The 15,976-nt window shown below is 74.3% G+C and carries 10 protein-coding genes; 7 read left to right on the top strand and 3 right to left on the bottom strand.

What is annotated here, in order from left to right:
• Nucleotides 1-3: 3 nt before the first annotated feature.
• The 3 genes from ACFQTY_RS01900 (at nt 4) to ACFQTY_RS01890 (ending at nt 4,929) form a co-directional block, all read left to right on the top strand.
• Complete coding sequence (locus tag ACFQTY_RS01900) at nt 4-795, top strand: AzlC family ABC transporter permease (RefSeq protein WP_378096481.1); 792 nt, start codon at nt 4-6, stop codon at nt 793-795.
• Complete coding sequence (locus ACFQTY_RS01895; RefSeq protein WP_378096478.1) at nt 792-1,115, top strand: AzlD domain-containing protein; 324 nt, start codon at nt 792-794, stop codon at nt 1,113-1,115. Before ACFQTY_RS01900 ends, ACFQTY_RS01895 begins: the two co-directional genes overlap by 4 nt.
• Before the next feature lie 79 nt (nt 1,116-1,194).
• Complete coding sequence (locus ACFQTY_RS01890; protein ID WP_378099070.1) at nt 1,195-4,929, top strand: TM0106 family RecB-like putative nuclease; 3,735 nt, start codon at nt 1,195-1,197, stop codon at nt 4,927-4,929.
• A gap of 51 nt (nt 4,930-4,980) precedes the next feature.
• Here the strand turns inward: ACFQTY_RS01890 and ACFQTY_RS01885 are convergent, their stop codons facing one another.
• Both ACFQTY_RS01885 and ACFQTY_RS01880 read right to left on the bottom strand, forming a co-directional pair.
• Entirely contained in the window at nt 4,981-5,748 is a 768-nt protein-coding gene (locus tag ACFQTY_RS01885; RefSeq protein WP_378096475.1) for an HAD family hydrolase, read from the bottom strand.
• Complete coding sequence (locus ACFQTY_RS01880) at nt 5,733-6,776, bottom strand: phosphotransferase enzyme family protein (RefSeq protein WP_378096471.1); 1,044 nt, start codon at nt 6,774-6,776, stop codon at nt 5,733-5,735. The genes ACFQTY_RS01885 and ACFQTY_RS01880 overlap by 16 nt, the downstream gene beginning before the upstream one ends.
• Before the next feature lie 361 nt (nt 6,777-7,137).
• On the opposite strand from ACFQTY_RS01880, the gene ACFQTY_RS01875 reads away from it, so the two are divergent.
• From ACFQTY_RS01875 to fdhA, 4 genes are all read left to right on the top strand, one after another.
• Nucleotides 7,138-8,532 carry an aspartate aminotransferase family protein gene (locus ACFQTY_RS01875; protein WP_378096467.1) on the top strand — a complete coding sequence of 465 codons (1,395 nt, stop codon included), beginning with the start codon at nt 7,138-7,140 and terminating at the stop codon, nt 8,530-8,532.
• 91 nt (nt 8,533-8,623) lie between these two features.
• A complete protein-coding gene (locus ACFQTY_RS01870) occupies nt 8,624-10,315 on the top strand; it encodes an amino acid permease (RefSeq protein ID WP_378096464.1) in 1,692 nt (563 codons plus the stop codon).
• Nucleotides 10,316-10,607: 292 nt separating this feature from the next.
• A complete protein-coding gene (locus ACFQTY_RS01865) occupies nt 10,608-12,293 on the top strand; it encodes a DUF222 domain-containing protein (RefSeq protein ID WP_378096461.1) in 1,686 nt (561 codons plus the stop codon).
• 542 nt (nt 12,294-12,835) lie between these two features.
• A complete protein-coding gene (gene fdhA, locus ACFQTY_RS01860; RefSeq protein ID WP_378096458.1) occupies nt 12,836-14,053 on the top strand; it encodes a formaldehyde dehydrogenase, glutathione-independent in 1,218 nt (405 codons plus the stop codon).
• A 79-nt stretch (nt 14,054-14,132) separates the two neighbouring features.
• Here fdhA and ACFQTY_RS01855 read toward each other — a convergent pair whose 3' ends face one another.
• A complete protein-coding gene (locus ACFQTY_RS01855; protein ID WP_378096454.1) occupies nt 14,133-15,509 on the bottom strand; it encodes an MFS transporter in 1,377 nt (458 codons plus the stop codon).
• Nucleotides 15,510-15,976: the final 467 nt, after the last annotated feature.

Raw genomic sequence — 15,976 nt, 5'->3', positions numbered from 1 at the left:
GCCATGACCCAGGACGCGCCCGTCGAGGTGCCCGACGAGCCCGCCGGCCACCCGCTGCGCGGCGCCGTCCGGACGCTCGGCCGGGCGCAGGTGCGCGACATCCTGCTGCTCTGCGTGGCCGACGGCCTGGTCGGCGCCTCGTTCGGCGCGATCACCGTCGCCGCCGGCCTGCCGTGGTGGTACCCGACGCTGCTGTCGGTGGTGGTGTTCGCCGGCGCCGGGCAGTTCCTGGTGGTCGGCGTGCTGGCCGCCGGTGGCAGCCCGGTCGCCGCGGCGGCGGCCGCGATCCTGGTCAACGCGCGGCACATCCCGTTCGGGTTCGCGGTGCGCGACGCCGTCGGGTCCGGACTGCTGCGCCGACTGATCGGCACGCACGTGATGATCGACGAGTCGGTCGCGTGGTCCCTCGCCCAGCCGACCCCAGCCCGGCGGCGGGCGGCGTTCTGGCTGTGCGGGTCGCTGCTGTTCGTGTTCTGGAACGTCGGCGTCGGGCTCGGCGCCCTGGGTGGCAGCGCGCTGACCGACACCTCCGCCCTCGGCCTCGACGCGGCGTTCCCGGCGGTGCTGCTGGCGCTGGTGATGCCGTCGCTGCGGCAGCGGCGCACGCGGCGGGCGGCCGTGGTGGGCGCCGGGGTCGCGGTGGCGAGCACGCCGCTGCTGCCGGCGGGGCTGCCGGTGCTGCTGGCGCTCGCGGGGCTGGCGGCACGGGGACGGGCGACGCGGGGATCGGCGCCGCAGGGACGGGCCGCCGCGGACGATCCGGCCGACGACGGCACACCCGGAGGCTCGTCGTGATCGCGCACGGGACGCTGATCGGCGTCGCGGTGGCCGTCGGCGCCGCCACCTACGCGTTCCGAGCGGCGGGGCCGTGGCTCGGCGAGCGCCTGCGGATCCCGGAGGCGGTGGAGCAGCTGATGGCCGACTCGGCGGTGGTGCTGCTCACGGCGCTCGTCGTCGTCGCGACCTTCTTCGACGGGCACGCCTTCGCCGGGCCGTCCCGGGTGATCGGCGTGGCGGTCGGTGCCGTGCTGGCGTGGCGGCGGGCGTCCTTCGTGCTCGTCGTCGTCGCGGCCGCCGCGACCACGGCCGTGCTGCGGCTGCTCGGCATGCCCTGAGCCCGGGCCCCCGGAACGCCGGACCGGGACCAAGCGCTCGCGAGGCGTGTGGGTGGTCCGGCATAGCGTGCGAGACGTGATGGTGCTCGACGACGGCACGTTGGCGTTCTCGGCGTCCGACCTCTCGGCGGCGGCGGCGTGCGAGTTCGCGGTGCTGCGGTCCCTCGACGGGCTGCTGGGGCGCGGGGCCCCGCTGCGCGCCGCGGCCGACGTGATGCTCGAGCGGGTGGCCCGGCTGGGCGGGGAGCACGAGCAGCGGGTGCTGCGGTCGCTGGTACGGGAGCACGGCGTCTGGTCACCTGGCGGGTCGGGCGGGGTCGCGCAGCTGGCGCGGCCGGAGCGCTACGACGTGCGCGACGAGCTCGTCGCCGGCCACGCCCGCACGGTGGAGCTGCTCCGGGACGGTCCGGACGTGCTGTACCAGGCGGGGTTCTTCGACGGGAGGTTCGTCGGCTGGGCGGACTTCCTGGTGCGGACGGCCGACGGCTGGCAGGTGGTGGACGCCAAACTGGCCCGGAACGCCGCCGTGGTGGCCGTCCTGCAGCTCGCGGCCTACGCCGACCAGCTCGAGCGGGCCGGTATCCCGCTGGCGCCGACCGTGCGGCTGGTGCTCGGGGACGGCTCCTCGACCGAGCACCGGCTGGCCGACGTGGTGCCGGTGTACCGGCAGCGGCGGGCTCGGCTGCAGGCGCTGCTCGACGGTCACCGGCTCGACGACGGGCCGGTGCTGTGGGGCGACGAACGGTTCCACGCGTGCGGACGGTGCGACGTGTGCGCGCCGGAGGCCGCTGCGGCACGGGACCTGCTGCTGGTGGCCGGGGTGTTCGCCGGTCAGCGGGAGAAGCTGCGGGCTGCCGGCGTCCGGACCATCGACGAGCTGGCGGCCGGCGACGGTCCCGTGCCCGGCATGTCCGACGGCAGCGTGCGTCGGCTGCGGCTGCAGGCGCGGCTGCAGGTGGCGCAGGAGCACGGGGCGGTGGGCACCGGCCTGCCGGAGGGTGCCGGGCTGGAGCGCGGCATCACCGTCACGCTGGCCGACCCGGACGGGGTCGCGGCGACCCTGCCGCCGCCGGACCCCGGCGACATCTTCTTCGACTTCGAGGGCGACCCGCTCTGGTACGACGCGGCGGCCGCCGGCTCGGACGCGTGGGGCCTGGAGTACCTGTTCGGCGTCGTGGAGCTGCCGTCCGAGACCGGGGCCGAGCCGGTGTTCCGACCGTTCTGGGCGCACAGCCGTGCCGAGGAGCGGGAGGCGCTGGTCGCGTTCCTGGACTACCTGGGCCGACGGCGCGCCGAGCACCCCGGGATGCACGTCTACCACTACGCGCCCTACGAGCGGGTGGCGCTGCTGCGGCTGGCCGGTCGGCACGGCGTCGGTGAGGCGGCTGTCGACGCGCTGCTGCGCGAGGGCGTGCTGGTGGACCTGTACGCCTCCGTGCGCGCCGGCGTGCGGACCGGGCAGCCGTCGTACTCCCTCAAGCAGCTCGAGCCGCTCTACATGCCGGAGCACCGCACGGGCGAGGTGACCACCGCGGCGGCGTCGATCGTCGAGTACGCCGAGGCGGTGGCGGCGCGGGACGCCGAGCGGCTGGACGAGTGGCGCGCGCGGGTCGAGGAGATCGGCCGGTACAACGAGTACGACTGCCTGTCGACGCTCGGCCTGCGGGACTGGCTGCTGGCGCACCTCGCGGCCGCGGGTCGGGGACCGGCACGGGCCGTGGTGACCGGGCCGGTGGGCACGGGGCCGGCGAGCGGCAGGTCGGTGAGCGCCGTACCGGGGGGCGCGGGCCTGGTGGGCGGCGAGCTGGTGGGTGGAGGCGTCGGCGCTGCGGCGGACGACGAGCGGGCCGCGGCGGAGGCGGACCTGACCGCGCTCGAGCAGCGGCTGATGGACGCCGCCGGGCCGGGGCCCGGCGAGGGTGTCGCGCGCGAACCCGACCGGCAGGCGATCGCGCTGGTCGGAGCGGCGTTGCGATACCACCGACGGGAGGAGCTGCCGTTCTGGTGGGCGCACTTCGACCGGCTCAGCAGCGAACCGGCGGACTGGACGGACCGCCGGAACACCTTCGTGGCGGACGCGGTGGAGGTGCAGCAGCGCTGGACGTCGGTGGGGCGTCAGCTGCCCCGGCGGCGGCTGACGATGACCGGACGGCTGGAGCCGGGCAGCGAGCTCCGTCCGGGATCCGCGGTGTACGGGCTGTACGACCCGCCGGCGCCGGTGGGCGCGCACGGGTCCGTGGACGGGTCGCGCGGCTGGCGCACGCAGCTGCTGGTGCTGGAGGTGGGGCCGCAGGACGGGCACGACGTGCTGCTGGTGGAGGAGCGGCTCGGCAAGCAGGAGGCACCGTTCGACGAGCTGCCGATGGCGCTCGTCCCGGCGCCGGGACCGGGGACGGGCCCCCTGCGGGACGCCGTGCGGAGCCTCGCGGAGCAGGTGGCGGACAGCCTGCCCGAGCTGCCCGACGGCGCTGCGACGGATCTCGCCCGCCGGCGGGCTCCCCAGGACCAGGGGCGGCGTGATCTGGTGCTGCCGCGGGCCGAGGGTCCGGACGACCTGCCGAACACCCTGGTCAAGGCGCTGCACCAGCTCGGCTCGTCGTACCTGGCGGTGCAAGGACCACCCGGCACGGGCAAGACGTACACCGGTGCCCGGGTGATCGCCGACCTGGTCGCCGAGGGCTGGCGGGTCGGCGTGGTGGCGCAGTCCCACGCCGTGGTGGAGAACCTGCTGCGGTGCGTCGCCGCCGCCGGGGTGGAACCGGCCGCGATCGGCAAGCAGCCGTCGACCGAGCAGATGGTGGCGCACGGCGGGCCGGATCCCCAGGCGCCCTGGACGTGGCTGCGCACCGATGCGGCGATCGCCGCGTTCGAGGACGGGCACGGCGGTTCCGGGTGGGTGCTGGGAGGCACCGCGTGGACGTTCACCAACCCGAACCGGCTGCCGGACGAGCCCCTCGACCTGCTGGTGGTGGACGAGGCGGGCCAGTTCAGCCTGGCGAACACGTTCGCGGTCGCCGGTGCGGCGCGGCGCCTGCTGCTGCTCGGGGACCCGCAGCAGCTGCCGCAGGTCAGCCAGGGCACCCACCCGGAACCGGTGGACCACTCGGCGCTCGGCTGGCTGATGGACGGGGCCGCCACACTGCCCGAGCGGTACGGGTACTTCCTCGCCGACACGTGGCGGATGCACCCGGCGCTGTGCGCCGCGGTGTCGAGGCTGTCCTACGACGACCGGCTGCGGTCGGCACCGGCGGCGTCGCGGCGGTCGCTGTCCGGCGTGGAGCCGGGGGTGCACGGGCTGCTGGTGGAGCACGGCGGCAACGCGGTGCGGTCGGCGGCGGAGGCGGCGGTGGTCGCCGACCTGGTGCACGACCTGGTGGGCCGGTGGTGGACGGACCCGGGCGACGCCGACGCACCGACCGGCCGGCCGCTGCGGCCGGAGGACGTGCTGGTGGTGGCCGCTTACAACGCGCAGGTGTCGGCGGTGAACCAGGCGCTGGCGGAGGCGGGGCTGCACGGCGTGCCCGTCGGCACCGTCGACAAGTTCCAGGGACGGCAGGCGCCGGTCGCGATCCTCACCACGGCTGCGTCGTCACCGGTGGACGTGCGCCGGGGCATGGGGTTCCTGCTCAACCGGAACCGGCTCAACGTCGCGGTGTCGCGGGGGCAGTGGTGCTCGTTCGTCGTCCGCTCGACGGCGCTGACCGACTACCTGCCGGGGCGCCCGGCGCAGCTCGCGGAGCTCGGGGCGTTCATCGCCCTGAGCACCAGCCATGTGGTGCACCTCGAGCGGTCGGTGGTGCAGGTCGCCTTCTAGCCGGCACCAGGGCCGTCACCAGGGCCGACACCGGGGCCGTCACCAGGGCCGTCACCAGGCGTGCACACCGAGCACCAGGCGGCCGACCGCATCGAGGCCGTCCACGCGGCGCAGGCGCGGGTGGGCCACCAGGTCGGCCGGCAGCTCGACGGTCGGGTCCATCGCCACCGTCGACGTCCCCGCTGCGAGCGCGGCCCGGACGCCGGTCGGCGAGTCCTCCACCGCGATGCAGCGGCGGGGATCGACCGCCAGCGCCTCGGCAGCGTGCAGGTACGGGTCCGGCGACGGTTTGGGCCGGCCGGGTCCGTCCCCGGCGACCACCACGGTGAACACGTCGGCCGGAGCGGACGCCACCACGGCGTCGACCACCACCGAGTGGGTGGCGGACACCAGCGCCAACGGGATGCCGGAGTGGTGCAGCGCCGCCAGCAGGTGCCGGGCGCCGGGTCGCCACGGCATGCCACGGCGCAGCACGGCGCCGACGTCGCGGTGCAGCCGCGTCACCACCTCGGCCTCCGTGAGCGGCACACCGCGGCGGAGCACCTCGGCCACCAGCGCCGGGACGGACCAGCCGACGATCGCCGCGTCGTCCACCGGGTGCCACGGATGGCCGTGCTCGCGCACCAGCGTGCCGACGGCCGCCGACCACATCGGCTCGGAGTCGATCAGGGTGCCGTCCAGGTCGAACAGCACCGCGGCCGGCCGTTCGTCGTCCCACGGCAGCGCCCGAACCGCCGCGGCGCCGGCCGTCGCGCCCCGCGGCCCCGGTCCAGGTCCCGGACCCGGCCCAGACCCCGGCCCGCTCAGGAGATCAGCCACGTGCGGCGCTTCAGGTAGCGGGCCGCCACCTCCACCGTGCCGGAGGTCTGCTCCGCCCACAGGTCGGCGGGCAGCGCATCGGCACGGTGGGTGGTGGTCCACCCGAGCATCTGGAGCCGGCGCACCATCGAGAAGGCGCAGGCCCGGTTCAGCTGCTGCGTGGTCAGGGGGCGGACCTGCCGGTAGCCGGCGAGCCACTCGGCGGCCATCGCGCGGGCGTAGGGGACGTGCTCGAGGAAGGTCAGGGACGCGGCGAAGTCGTACCCGAACCAGCCGTAGCCGCAGTCGTCGAAGTCGATCACCGTGAGGCTGTACCCGTCCGTCATGACGTTGGACGGCCGGAGGTCGGCGTGGATCAGGCCCCAGTCGGGGCCGCCGACGCGGACGTCGGCCAGCGCGTCCAGCGCCGCGGCCTGCGCCCGGTCCAGCAGCGCGACCTCACCCGGAGTGAGCGGTGCGTCCTCCCAGCGGCCCCACCGGGCGGTCTCGCCGAGCATGTCCCGCAGCGTCCACGCGTGCCGGTGGAACGGCGTCGGCGGCCGCCAGCGCGAGGCGTGCTCGTGCAGCAGCGCCGTGGTGCCGCCGATCTCGGCGTAGAAGGGCACCGGGTCGGCGGCGTCCTCCAGCACGTCGCCCTCGATGAAGGCGAAGGACACGCAGGTCCACGGCGTGCCGTCGTCGTCCCGGACGGTGGCGACGTAGGTGCCGGCCGACGTCGTCAGACCGGTGGGCACCCGGGCCACGCGGGCGGCGGCGAGCGCAGCCACCCAGGCGAGCTCGGACTCGAACGCCAGGGCGTCGCCCATGTAGCCGGGCCGGGCCACCCGCGTGACGGCGACGGGTTCGCCGTGCTCCCGCACCAGGAAGGTCGCGTTCTCCGAGACGGTGATCAGCGTGACGGTCGAGTCGGCCGCGAAGCCCCAGGCGTCGAGCACGCCGTCGCGCAGCCACGACGGCGCGGGCGCCCCCTTGGAGAGCTCGTCGAACACGGCGAGGGTCGGTGCGCTGCGCAGGATCTGGTCGGTCATCGTCTGCCCCTGAACGGCGGGACCGCGCGCCGGGAGGCGGCGGCCGGGCGGGAGAGGCGGGCCGGGCGGCGCCGCCATCCTCGGCCCGCGGCGGGCTGCGGCGCCAGGGGTCGGGGCCAGAGTTCACGACGACGTAACGACGGGGCAGGTCGTTGACCGGCCATTTACATCGGGTGGCCGCGCGTTAACGCACTTCTTACGCGCAGGTATCAGGACGTGCGCACGACGAGCACAGGATGACCAGGTCAGCAGAGGCGGGCCGGGCGGCTCCCCTGCCCGACGAACGCCGCACCGTCGCACCGCACGAGCCCGCGCTCGGCCTCGGCGGTGCGCCGTCGGCATGCCCGAGAGGACCACGGCCGTGGCCACGCGCTCGACGATCATGGACACCAACGCCTACCGAGCGGACTCCGGGGTGCCGCTGTCGCCCCGGACGACGCAGCTGGTGGCACGTCGGCAGGAGGTGCTGGGGCCGTCGTACCGGCTGTTCTACCGGCGGCCGGTGCACCTGGTGTCCGGGCACGGCGCGCACCTGGTGGACGCCGACGGGGCGGACTACCTGGACGTCTACAACAACGTGGCGTCCGTCGGGCACGCGCACCCGCGGGTGGCGGCGGCGATCGCCGAGCAGGCCGCGACGCTGAACACGCACACGCGGTACCTGCACGACGGGATCGTCGGGTACGGGGAGCAGCTGCTGGCGCTGCTGCCCGAGCAGATCGACCAGGTGATGTTCTGCTGCACCGGCTCGGAGGCCAACGACCTGGCCGTCCGGGTGGCGCAGGCCGCCACCGGCGGGACCGGCGTGATCGTCACCGCGGAGGCGTACCACGGGAACACGGCGCTGACCTCGGGGATGTCGCCGGCGCTCGGCACGGCGCAGCCGCTGGGCACGGACGTGCGGGTGGTGCCGGCGCCGGACCTGTACCGGGTGCGGGTGGGCGACCCGGGCCATCCCGGCGACCCCGGCCGCCCAGGCGACCCCGCGGCGCTGGGCCGCTGGATGGCCGACCAGGTGCGGACGCAGATCGCCGACCTGGAGCGGCACGGCATCCGGTTCGCGGCGTTCCTGGCCGACTCGATCTTCAGCTCCGACGGCGTGCACCCAGCGGCCGGGTTCCTGCGGCCGGTCGTCGAGGCGGTGCACGAGGCCGGGGGCGTGTGGATCGCCGACGAGGTGCAGCCGGGGTTCGCCCGGACCGGCGAGGCGTTCTGGGGGTTCGACCGCCACGGGGTGGTGCCGGACCTGGTGACGACGGGCAAGCCGATGGCCAACGGCATCCCGATGTCGGCGCTGGCCGCACGCAGCGAGGTGCTGGCGCCGTTCGGCGAGCAGATCCCGTACTTCAACACCTTCGGCGGCAACCCCGTGGCGATGGCCGCGGCACAGGCGGTGCTGGACGTGATCCACGACGAGGGGCTGCAGCGGCATGCCGCGACCGTCGGCGCGCGGCTGCTGACCGAGCTGCGGCACCTGGCGTCGCAGCACCCCAGCGTGGGGGACGTGCGGGGGGCCGGGCTGTACATCGGCGTCGACCTGGTGCAGGACCCGGTGACGCGCGCGCCGGACACCGCCACGGCGCTCGACGTGGTCGAGGGGCTGCGCGACCGGTACGTGCTGACCAGCGTGTGCGGACCCGGCAACGTGCTGAAGCTGCGGCCGCCGCTGGTGTTCGACGACGACGACGTCGACCGGCTGTGCACCGAGCTGGACGAGGTGCTGACGGAGGTGGAGCACCGGCCCGCACGGCACTGACCATGCGCAGCGCACGTCGCTGCGTCGCACGTCGCCGCACCGCACGTCCCCGCACCGCACGTCCCTGTAGCTCACCGACACGGGAGGACAGATGGCCATCACCAGCACCACCGACACCGGGACCGATGCCGCCGCGGGCGGCACCACCGTCTCCGGCGTGACCTACGCCCGAGCGGACGCCGGCTACTTCGACAAGCGGCAGCTGCAGCGCAGCGCCGGGTTCTGGGGGCTGTGGGGCATCGCCATCGCGGCCGTCATCTCCGGGGACTTCTCCGGGTGGAACTTCGGCATCGGGCAGGCCGGCTGGGGCGGGTTCATGCTCGCCGCCGTGCTGGTCACGGTGATGTACGGCGCGATGCTGTTCAGCATCGGTGAGATGAGCGCCGCGATGCCGCACACCGGCGGCGCGTACTCGTTCGCGCGGGCGGCGATGGGTCCGTGGGGCGGGTTCGTCACCGGCCTGGCGGAGACCGTCGAGTACGTGATGACCACCGCGGTGGTCGTGTACTTCTCCGCCGGGTACGCCGACCAGATCACGAAGGACCTGTTCGGTCTGTCGCTGCCGGTGTGGGTGTGGTGGGCGATCCTGTACGGCGCCTTCCTGGCGCTGAACGCCGCCGGTGCGGAGACCAGCTTCCGGTTCGCCGTCGTCGTCTCGGTCGTGTCGCTGGCTGTGCTGGTGGTGTTCGGCGTGATGGCGGCGTTCTCGTCGCACCTGAGCCTCGGCTCGCTGTTCGACATCACCCCGGACGCCGGGCGGTCGACGTTCCTGCCGCACGGCCTGACGCCCGTGTTCTTCGCACTGCCGTTCGCCATGTGGCTGTTCCTCGGGATCGAGGAGCTGCCGCTGGCCGCCGAGGAGTCGCACATGCCCAGCCGGGACATCCCGCGGGCGGGGCTGTGGGGGCTGGGGACGCTCATCGTCTCCGCGCTCGTCGTCGTCGTCCTCAACCCCGCCGTCACCGGGGCGAACGCCCTGGGCACGTCGGCCGAGCCGCTGCTCGACGGGTTCCGCGCCATGCTGCCCACGGGCAACGTGGCCGCCATCCTCTCGGCGTTCGCCCTGGTGGGCCTGCTCGCGTCGACGCAGGGGATCATGTTCGCCTACGGCCGGAACATCTACTCGCTGTCGCGCGCCGGGTACTACCCCAAGGTGCTGTCCCTGACCGGCGCCCGGCGCACGCCGTGGGTGGCGCTGCTGGTCGGCGCGCTGGTCGGGTTCGTCTCGCTGGTGCTGGTGCAGTACGGCATCTCCGCCGCCGGGCCGATCGTGCTGAACATCGCCGTGTGGGGTGCGGTGATCAGCTACCTGCTGCAGATGACGTCCTACGTGCTGCTGCGGGTGCGGTTCCCCGGGGCGGCGCGGCCGTACCGCAGCCCGGTCGGCATCCCGGGTGCCGTCGTGGCCGGTCTGATGAGTGCCGCGATATTCGTCGGCGTGATGCTCAACCGGGACTACCGGTCGGCGATCGTGGCGATCGCGGTGGTGTTCGTCGTCGGGCTAGCGGCGTTCGCCCTGTGGGGGCGCACGCGGCTGGTGCTGTCGCCCGAGGAGGAGTACGCGCTGGCGGGCGGGCTGCGGTCGGGGGCGGCGGAGGCAGCGGACGGGACGACGACGGCGGGCGCAACGGCGGCGGTGGGCGGGACGACGACGGCGGGCGCGACGGCGGCGGTGGGCGCGACGAGGGCGGTGGGCGCGACGACGGCGGCGGCGGCCGGGGCGGTGGCGGCAGCGGCCGATGAGGCCGCGCCCGACGACGAGCCCGAACCCGCGGTGGTGTAGCCAGCTCTGTCCCGTCGACGAGCGGCGGCGTCCCGCGAGGGCGCCGCCGCTCGCCTGTCCGGGGCGGGCCGCCCTGCCGATGGCGCCGGACGAGGTCGTCGGTGGCGACGTTCTCGCCCGGCCGTGGCGACGTTCCCCTCTCGTCGCGGCGACGTTCCCGGCTGGTCGCGCGTCGGTCGGCGAGCCGCCCACAGGCTGATGCTTGTGGACATCAGTGCTGGTCAGACGGGATTTCCGCGCACCGGTGCGTGTCAGTGGTCAGTGGTGTGATGGGGTCATGGAGCTGGTAGCGGTGAGGGACGGGCGGCTCGTCGCCCCGCTGCCGCTGCCCGAGCTGTTGCCCTCGACGGCCGCGGCACCCGTGACGCCACCGGAGCCCGGGCTTGGGCCGGTGCCGGTGACGGTGCCCGCGCGGACGCCAGTGCCGGTGACGGTGTCGACGACGGTGCCGACGATGGGCCAGTTGCCACCCTTCCCCGGGGACCTGCTGGCGGACGACTCGTTCGATCCGGTGGCGGTGGAGCTCGCGGGGCTGGCGGAGCAGGCACAGGCGGTCACCGCGGCGGCAGCCCGCTTCGACTCCCGTCTCGCCGCGGCGTACGTGTGGGGTGCGGCCGAGCTGGCGGCGCGGTGCGTGGACCGGGACCCGCGCCGTCGTCGGGAGTGGGGCGCGCGCGGGATGCTCGCGGAGCTCGCCGCGACGTTGCACGTGGCCGAGGGCACCTTGGCGCGGCGGTTGACGCGCATCACCATGCTCGCGGCCCTTCCCCGGCTGCACGCCGCGCACACCGCAGGGCTGGTGTCGGGCGCGCACGTGGACGGGGTGCTGGACGTCTTCCACGGGGTGACCGACCCCGACGTGCTGGCCCGTGCCGATGCGGCTCTGGCCGACCGGGCAGCTCGGCTCACCGCCCCGCAGCTGCGCGCTGCGGCCCGTCGGTGGCGTGCGCGGCACGTTCCGACCACCGCCGAGCAGACCGCCCGCGCCGTGGCCGACCGGTTCGTCGACGTGACCCCAGCCGACGCCGACCTCTGCTGGTTGACGGCGCTGCTGCCGGCCGCCGCCGCGATGGGTATCGCGAACCGCCTCGACGACCTCGCCGCAACGCTCACCGGCCCGGACGAGCCCCGTACCCGGCCCCAGCTCCGCGCGGACGTGCTGTGCGACCTCCTCCTGACCACCGACCTCCTGACCAACGACGCCGGGGACGCTGCTCGGGCAGCCGACACCGACCGAACCGAACGTGCAGGCGTCCCCGACGGAGCCGGTGCCGGTACGGCGCAGGCGCGCGATGCCGAGCAGGACCAGCGTGTCCCCACCCGGGACGCGGTCGGCGCCTGTGCCGACGGGTCCCCCGCTGGGGTCCCGTCGTGGGTGCGCGCGATCGCACCGCAGGTGGTACTGACCGTGCCGGTACTGACCCTGCTGGGCCACTCGGACGAGCCGGCCGAGCTGGACGGGTTCGGGCCGATCGACCTCGAGACCGCCCGGACGCTGTGCGCCAACGCGCCCACGTTCACGCGAGTGCTGACCCACCCGGAGACCGGAACGGTGCTGTCCGTCGGCCGGGACCGGTACACGGTCCCCGCCGACCTGCGCCGCGCCGTGGCGCTCCGTGACCGCACGTGCCGGTTCCCTGGTTGCCGCCGCCGGGCGGCGAGCTGCGACGTGGACCACTCCACCGCCTGGGCCGACGGGGGCACCACCGGTCTCGACAACCTGGCCACGCTGTGCCGCAAGCACCACCGCCTCAAGCACGAGACCGGCTGGCGGGTGGTCCACGAGGGCGGTGGAACGCTGCGCTGGCACTCCCCGACCGGCCGCCACTACCGGACCCGACCAGCCACCGCCCTGTGGCCACCGCCCCCGGCCCGGGTGGACGGCGACGAACGGAGGCCGGTCCGTGCGAACGGGGCATCCAGCGGTGCACCACCCACGACGACCCCGTCGGGGTACCCCGCGGTGCCTCCCTTCTAGCTGGCCTGCCTTCTCCCCGGGCTCGTTCTCGCTGGCCTGCCTTCTCCCCGGGCTCGTTCTCGCCGGCCTGCCTTCTCCCCGGCCTCGTTCTCGCCGGCCTGCCTTCTCCCCGGCCTGCGTCCTCACCGGCCTGCGTTCTCGCCAGCCTGCGTTCTCGCGGCCTGCCTTCTCACCGACCTCGTTCTCACCGGACCGCCTGCTCGCCGGCCCGGCACCACGGCTCCTTGTGCGTCCCGGGCTGGTCTGCTGCACGCCCGCGCATCCATTCCCGCGCGGCCGCGCGACGCCCCGGACGCGTGCCGGCGTCCCGTGCACGTCGTTGCACCCGGTTGCCGTTCCTCGTCCGGCGCCTAGCCTGCTGATGAAGGTTGTGACACAGGTCACGTGAAGCGACGCGGGACGGGAAGTCGTCGTCACGGGCCGGGAACGGCTCCGCGCCGTCCTCCGGCGACGCCGTCGCGGTGCTCGCACAACGCCGTCGGCAAGGCTCGGGCCCTCGGCGTGCACGCGGGTCGGGCTGGACGCAACGAAGGAAGCACCTCATGACCACAAACCGTGTCGTCGTCTACAAGGGCCCCGGCAAGGTCGCAGTGGAGCAGATCGACTACCCCAAGCTGGAGCTGCCGGACGACGTCGTGAAGGGTCTCGGCGTGAAGAAGGACGCCCCGCACGCCGCGATCCTCAAGCTGGTCACCACCAACATCTGCGGCAGCGACCAGCACATGGTCCGCGGCCGCACCACGGCACCCATCGGGCAGACGCTGGGCCACGAGATCACCGGCGAGGTGGTGGAGGTCGGTGACGACGTGCTGTTCGTCAAGCCGGGCGACATCTGCTCGGTGCCGTTCAACATCGCCTGCGGCCGCTGCCGCATGTGCAACGAGGGCAAGACGGGCATCTGCCTCAACGTCAACCCCGCCCGGCCCGGCGCGGCCTACGGGTACGTGGACATGGGCGGCTGGCTCGGCGGGCAGGCGGAGTACGTCATGGTGCCGTACGCCGACTTCAACCTGCTGAGGTTCCCCGACCGGGACCAGGCGCTGGCCAAGATCCTCGACCTGACGATGCTGTCGGACATCTTCCCCACCGGGTACCACGGCGCCTACACCGCGGGCACCCGCACCGGCTCGACGGTCTACGTCGCCGGCGCCGGACCCGTCGGCCTGGCCGCCGCCTACTCGGCCCAGCTGCTCGGGGCCTCCGTGGTGGTCGTCGGCGACATGAACGCCGACCGCCTCCAGCAGGCCCGCAGCTTCGGCTGCGAGACGGTGGACCTCAGCTCCGGCGACCAGCTGCCGGACATGCTCGAGCAGATCGTCGGCGAGCCGCTGGTCGACGCTGCGGTCGATGCCGTGGGGTTCGAGGCCAAGGGGCACGGCGCGGGCGCCGCAGAGGCACCGGCGACGGTGCTGAACGACATCATGACCGTCGCACGTGCCGGTGGGGCGCTCGGGATCCCTGGTCTGTACGTCACCGGCGACCCGGGTGCCGTCGACGAGAACGCCAAGGTCGGTCAGATCGGCGTGAAGCTGGGGACCGGTTGGGCGAAGTCCCTGTCGTTCACCACCGGTCAGTGCCCGGTCAAGCGCTACAACCGCCTGCTGATGAACCTGATCCTGGCGGACAAGGCGCACATCGCGAAGGCCGTGAACGCCACGACGATCAGCCTGGACGACGCCCCGAAGGGCTACGAGGAGTTCGACAAGGGCGCGGCTCGCAAGTACGTCATCGACCCGCACGGCATGGTGCCGGCGGCGTGAGGCGCGCCGACTGAAGGGTGCTGCCTGAAGAGTGCTCGGTGGGGACGGTCCGACGCACGGGCCGTCCCCACCGCGTACGTCAGGCGGCTGCCGCGGACTCCCCGCCACGCACCGGCACGTCGGCACGGTTCCGCGGCATGGCCAGCGCCGCGATAGTCGTCACCACGGCCACCGCGGCGACGCCGACGAACCCCGCCGTCACCGCCCCGCGGAACCGGACGGGGTCCGCACCGGCGTCCGCACCGTGCATCAGCCCGTTGACCAGGGCGCCCAGCACCGCCACGCCCACGGCGCTGCCCATCGACCGGGCGAACATGTTGGCGCCTGTTACCACCGCGCGCTCGCCCCAGCCGACGCTCGACTGCGCGGCGATCAGGCTCGGCGCCGCGACGAGCCCCAGCCCGAGCCCGACGACGAAGCACGTCAGCCCCACCACCACCACGGACGGCTGCCCGGCGGTCAGGGCCAGCGCGGCGGTGCCGCCCACCACCACCACGGACCCGAGCAGCACCGTGGCGCGGAACCCGAACCGCAGGTACAGCCGCCCGGCCTGCGACGCGGCGATCGGCCAGCCGATGGTCAGCATCGCCAGGGTGAGACCGCTGGTCAGGGGCGACACGTGCAGCAGCGCCTCGAGGTAGCTGGGGATGTACGACGTCAGCCCGATCAGCACGACGCCGACGCCCACCGCGATCAGCGCCGTGGTGCCCAGCAGCCGCCGCGACATCACCCACAACGGCAGCACCGGCTCGGCCGCCCGGCGCTCCACCAGCAGGAACCCGACGAGCGCGAGCACCCCGACGCCGAACGCGGCGATGCTCTGCGGCGCGTCCCACGCCCAGGCGTTGCCGCCCTCGAGCAGCCCGAGGATCAGCAGGGTCGAGGCGACCGTCAGCAGCGCGCCGCCGGTCCAGTCGATGGCGTGCCGGCGCCGCTCGATGCGCTCGTGCAGGTGCCGCACCAGCAGCCACCCCGCCGCCAGGCACAGCGGCACGTTGACGAAGAAGATCCAGCGCCACGTCACGTACTGGCTGAACACACCGCCCAGCGTCGGCCCGACGACGGACGACAGCGCCCACACCGACGCGATGTACCCCTGCGCCTTGGCGCGCTCCTCCACGGTGTAGATGTCACCCGCGATGGTGATCGCCATCGGCTGCACGGCACCGGCGCCGAGGCCCTGGATCGCGCGGAACAGGATCAGCGTCGGCATGGACCACGCGAACCCGCTCAGCACGGACCCGAGCAGGAACAGCCCCACGCCGATCAGCACGATCGGCTTGCGCCCGACGGTGTCCGCCAGCTTGGAGTAGATCGGCACCGCGACGGCCTGCGTCAGCAGGTACACCGAGAACAGCCACGGGAACGAGGTGAACCCGCCGAGGTCCTTGACGATGGTCGGCACGGCCGTGGCCAGGATCGTCGCGTCGATGGCCACCAGGCCGGTGGTCACCATGATCGCGATGAGGATCGGGCCGCGCTCCGAGCGGAAGCCGACCCCGCCGCCGCGTGCGACGGTTGCGTCGGGGGTGCCGGCACCGGCCGGGGTGGGCTGGGGCTTGGTGCTGGTCAGGATCGCCTCCGCAGGTGTTCCGCAGGTCTGCCGCCGCCCTGGGGCGCGGAGCCCGGGCCAACCGTCGACAACCCTGCTCCGACGACAACCATTCCCGTACCGACGGACCAGGCCCGCACGTTGCCAGGTGCACGTGCCGTGGGCCCGCTCCCGAGTGCGACCGGGACAGGATGGTCGAGTAGAACGGTTCCGTGAGCTCATCCGGCCGCCCCCTCGGACTCCGCCTCGCGCCCGTCGGCATCTCCGAGCACGGTGACCCGGGCCGCCGTCTCGTCGTCGGGCCGCGCACCACCGTGGGTGCCGTACGGGCGCAGCGGTGGACCCAGGTCCCCCGGGTGTCCGACCGCGCC

The organism is Cellulomonas sp. T2.31MG-18, assembly GCF_964266755.1.
Classification (GTDB): Bacteria; Actinomycetota; Actinomycetes; order Actinomycetales; family Cellulomonadaceae; genus Cellulomonas.
Note: the sequence above shows the minus strand (reverse complement) of the source record. Positions and strands in the feature narration are given on the sequence as shown.

Coding starts and splice junctions, on each gene's coding strand:
- ACFQTY_RS01900 (WP_378096481.1), top strand. CDS start 4: ATGACCCAGGACGCGCCCGTCGAGGTGCCCGACGAGCCCGCCGGCCAC.
- ACFQTY_RS01890 (WP_378099070.1), top strand. CDS start 1,195: ATGGTGCTCGACGACGGCACGTTGGCGTTCTCGGCGTCCGACCTCTCG.
- ACFQTY_RS01880 (WP_378096471.1), bottom strand. CDS start 6,776: ATGACCGACCAGATCCTGCGCAGCGCACCGACCCTCGCCGTGTTCGAC.
- ACFQTY_RS01870 (WP_378096464.1), top strand. CDS start 8,624: ATGGCCATCACCAGCACCACCGACACCGGGACCGATGCCGCCGCGGGC.
- fdhA (WP_378096458.1), top strand. CDS start 12,836: ATGACCACAAACCGTGTCGTCGTCTACAAGGGCCCCGGCAAGGTCGCA.
- ACFQTY_RS01855 (WP_378096454.1), bottom strand. CDS start 15,509: ATGGTGACCACCGGCCTGGTGGCCATCGACGCGACGATCCTGGCCACG.